This is a genomic window from Streptomyces sp. NPDC054863 (genome assembly GCF_053610825.1).
The window spans coordinates 1-3878 of record NZ_JBSGZD010000433.1; the positions used below are offsets into that span (position 1 = coordinate 1).

Sequence of the window (3878 nt, forward strand, 5' to 3'; positions counted from 1 at the left end):
ACCTCGGCCTGGACGAGCCCGCGTGGATCCACTACACGTCGGGCACCACCGGGACCGCCAAGGGCGTGGTGTCCAGCCAGCGCGCCTGGCTGTGGTCCGTGGCCGCGTCCTACGTCCCGCTGTGGGGGCTGGGGCCGGAGGACCGGTTGCTGTGCCCACTGCCCGTGTTCCACGCCTACGCGCACTCGTTGTGCCTGCTGGGCGTGGTCTCGGTGGGGGCGAGTGCGTACCTCCTCGACCGGGGCGCGAGCGTCGCGGAGGCGCTCGCCGGGCGGTCGTTCACCGTCCTGGCCGGGGTGCCCGCCACGTATCACCTCCTGGTGGATTCACTGCGTACGGATTCGCTGCGTACGGATTCGCTGCGTACGGATTCGCTGCGTACGGATTCGCTGCGGGCGGGCCGACGGACGCTGTCCGGCCTGCGCCTCTGCGTGACCGCGGGCGCACCGTGCCCCCCTGCGCTGCGGGCGGACGTCGAGGAGCTGCTCGGCGCGCCGTTGCTCGACGGCTACGGCTCCACCGAGACCTGCGGGAAGATCGCCGTCAAGCCGCTCGGCCGCCCCGGGATCGACGACTCCCACTGGCTGCCGGTGCCCGGAATCGAGATCCGGCTGACCGACCCCGGAAGCGGCGAGGAGACCGCCGCCCGGGAAGGGGAGGAGGGGATCGAGGGCGAGATCTGGGTCCGCGGTCCGAACCTGATGATCGGGTACCACCGCCGCCCGGACGAGACCGCGCTGGCGTTCCGGGACGGCTGGTACCGCACCGGGGATCTCGGCCGCCGCCTGAGCCAGGGCCGTCTCCAAGTCACCGGCCGCGTCAAGGAATTGATCATCCGCGGGGGTGCGAACATCAACCCGGCCGAGGTCGAGCGGGTGTTGCTCGCCGCCCCCGGCGTCGCGGACGCGGCCGTCGTCGGCAGGCCGCACGACGCGCTGGGCGAGGTGCCCGTCGCGTTCGTCGTCCCCGGCCCGCACGGCGTCGACACCGACCGGGTGCGCGCCCACTGCCGGGAGCGGCTGTCGGGATTCAAGATGCCCGACGAGGTGTACGAGACCGGTGCCGTGCCGCGCACGGCCACCGGCAAGACCGACCGCCCGGCCCTCGCCCGGCAGTCGGCCGACCGGCTGGCGACCGAGCGGGGGGCAGCCGCGTCCGCCCTGCGCGGGCGGCTGCTGGATCTGGCACCCTCCGGGCGGTACGACGCCGTACTGCGCGTCGTCCTCGACTGCACGGAGCGGACGTGCGGTGAGCCGGCGCGGCCCGTGGAGCCAGGCAGGCCCTTCACCTCTTTCGGCCTCACCTCCCTCGGGGGCGTACTGCTGCGCGACCGGCTCGGCGCGGCAACCGGTCTCGTGCTGCCCGCGACCCTGGTCTTCGACCACCCGACGCCCGCCGCCGTGGCCGCTTTCCTCGCCGGCGCGCTGTTCGGCGGCCCGGGCCCGGGCCCCGGCCCGGCAGCCCGTACGAGCGGCACCCACTCGCCCGCGCCGTCCGACGATCCGGTGGCCATCGTGGCCATGGCGTGCCGCTATCCGGGCGGCGCGCAGGACGTGGCCTCCCCCGAGGACCTGTGGCGCCTGGTCACCGACGGTACGGACGCGACCTCGGAGTTCCCCGATGACCGCGGCTGGGATCGGGCGGGGCTCTTCGACCCCGACCCGGACCGGCTCGGCACCTCCGTCACCCGCCGCGGCGGATTCCTGCGCGGTGCGGCCGACTTCGACGCCGCCTTCTTCGGGATGTCGCCCCGGGAGGCGCTGGCCACCGATCCGCAGCAGCGGCTGCTGCTTGAGACCGCCTGGGAGGTCTGTGAGCGGGCGGGCATCGACCCGGCGGCGCTGCGCGGCAGCGACACCGGAGTGTTCGTCGGCATGATGCACGCCGACTACGGCGCGCGCTTCCTCCACCGCGGGGCGCACGCACTGGAAGCACATCTCGCGCTGGGCTCGGCGGGGAGCGTGGCGTCGGGCCGCGTCGCGTACACCCTGGGCCTGCGCGGGCCCGCCGTCACGGTCGACACGGCCTGCTCGTCGTCGCTGGTGGCGATCGATTCGGCCGCACGGGCGCTGCGGTCCGGCACGTGCGCGCTGGCCGTGGCCGGAGGGGTCACGGTGATGGCCACCCCGGCGCCCTTCGTCGCGTTCAGCAGGCTGCGCGGGGTGGCCCCGGACGGCCGGTGCAAGCCGTTCTCCGCGGCGGCCGACGGCGCCGCCTGGGCCGAGGGTGTCGGCATGGTCCTGCTGGAGCGGCTGTCCGACGCCCGGCGCAACGGCCACCCGGTGCTGGCGCTGCTCCGCGGCTCGGCCGTCAACTCCGACGGCGCCTCCAACGGGCTCACCGCGCCCAGCGGTCCGGCCCAGCAGGAGGTGATCCTCCAGGCTCTGGCCGACGCCGGTCTGTCCCCGGCCGACGTCGACGCGGTCGAGGCGCACGGCACCGGTACCGCGCTCGGCGACCCCATCGAGGCCCAGGCGCTGCTGGCGGTGTACGGGCGCGGACGGCCCGCCGACCGGCCGCTGTGGCTCGGCGCCCTGAAGTCCAACATCGGGCACACCCAGGCCGCCGCCGGGGTCGGCGGCGTCATCAAGACCGTCCTGGCCATGCAGCACGGGCGCCACCCTCGCATGCTGCACTGCGAGGAGCCGTCGCCGCGCGTGGACTGGTCGTCAGGCGCCGTACGGCCACTGACCCGGGAGCGGGAATGGCTCCCGGCGCCCGGCAGCCCGCGCCGCGCCGGGGTCTCCGCGTTCGGCATCGGCGGGACCAACGCCCACGTCGTCCTTGAGCAGGCTGAATCCGGAGCCCTGGAGCAGGCTGAATCCGGAGTTCTGGAGCAGGGCGAATCCGGAGTCCTGGCGCAGGGCGAATCCGGAGTCCTGGCGCAGGGCGAATCCGGAGTCCTGGCGCAAGCCGATTCCGCAGCGGCCCTCAAGACCCGCACGCCGTGGCAGGAGGCGCCGCCGCTGCTGCTGTCCGGCGCGGGCCCGGAAGCCCTGCGCGCACAGGCCCGGCAGACCGCTGCCCTGCTGCGGGCGCGGCCCGGACTGTCCTCGTTGGACGTCGCTTTCTCCCTGGCCACGACCCGTGCCGCCCTCTCCCACCGGGCGGCGCTGCCCGGCGCCGACCGCGCGGCGCTGCTGACCGCCCTGGACACCTGGGCGGCGACCGGCACCGACGGCACGGCCCCCACCGCCGGGGCGGTCCCGACGTCCGGGCGGCTGGCCCTGCTGTTCTCCGGCCAGGGCGCTCAACGGCCGGGCATGGGACGTGAGTTGCATGCCGCTTTCCCCGTCTTCGCCGCCGCCTTCGATGCCCTGTGCGACCGGTTCGACGCGTACGACGGGTTCGGCGGCAGCCGGCTGGGCCGTCCGCTGCGCGCGGTGCTGCGGGCGCAGGAGGGCACCCGCGAGGCCGCCCTGCTGGAGCGGACGGATGTCGCGCAAGCGGGTCTGTTCGTCTTCGAGGTCGCGCTGTTCCGGCTGCTGGAGTCGTGGGGAGTACGGCCGGACGTACTGGCCGGGCACTCCGTCGGCGAACTGGCCGCGGCCCACGCCGCGGGCGTCCTGTCGGAACGGGACGCCGTGGAACTGGTGGCGGCCCGGGGCCGGCTGATGCGTCAACTGCCCGGCAACGGGGCCATGGTGGCCCTGGATGCCTCTGAGGACGAGGTGGCGCGAGCACTGGCCGACCGCGCGGACCCTGCTGACGCCTCCATCCCTGCGGACCGGGTCGCGATCGCGGCGGTGAACGGTCCGCGGTCGGTGGTCGTCTCCGGTGAGGAGGCCGCCGTGCTCGCCGTCGCCGACCGGTTCGCCCGGCTCGGCCGCCGCACCACGCGGCTGCGGGTCGGTCATGCCTTCCACTCCGCCCGGATG

General features: G+C 75.1%; 1 protein-coding gene. It reads left to right on the plus strand.

Translation table 11 applies throughout. From position 1 onward, the window contains the following. Positions 1–3878 (plus strand): type I polyketide synthase (locus tag ACWGIG_RS37055; RefSeq protein ID WP_453326117.1); only part of this gene is annotated, 3878 nt, incomplete at both ends.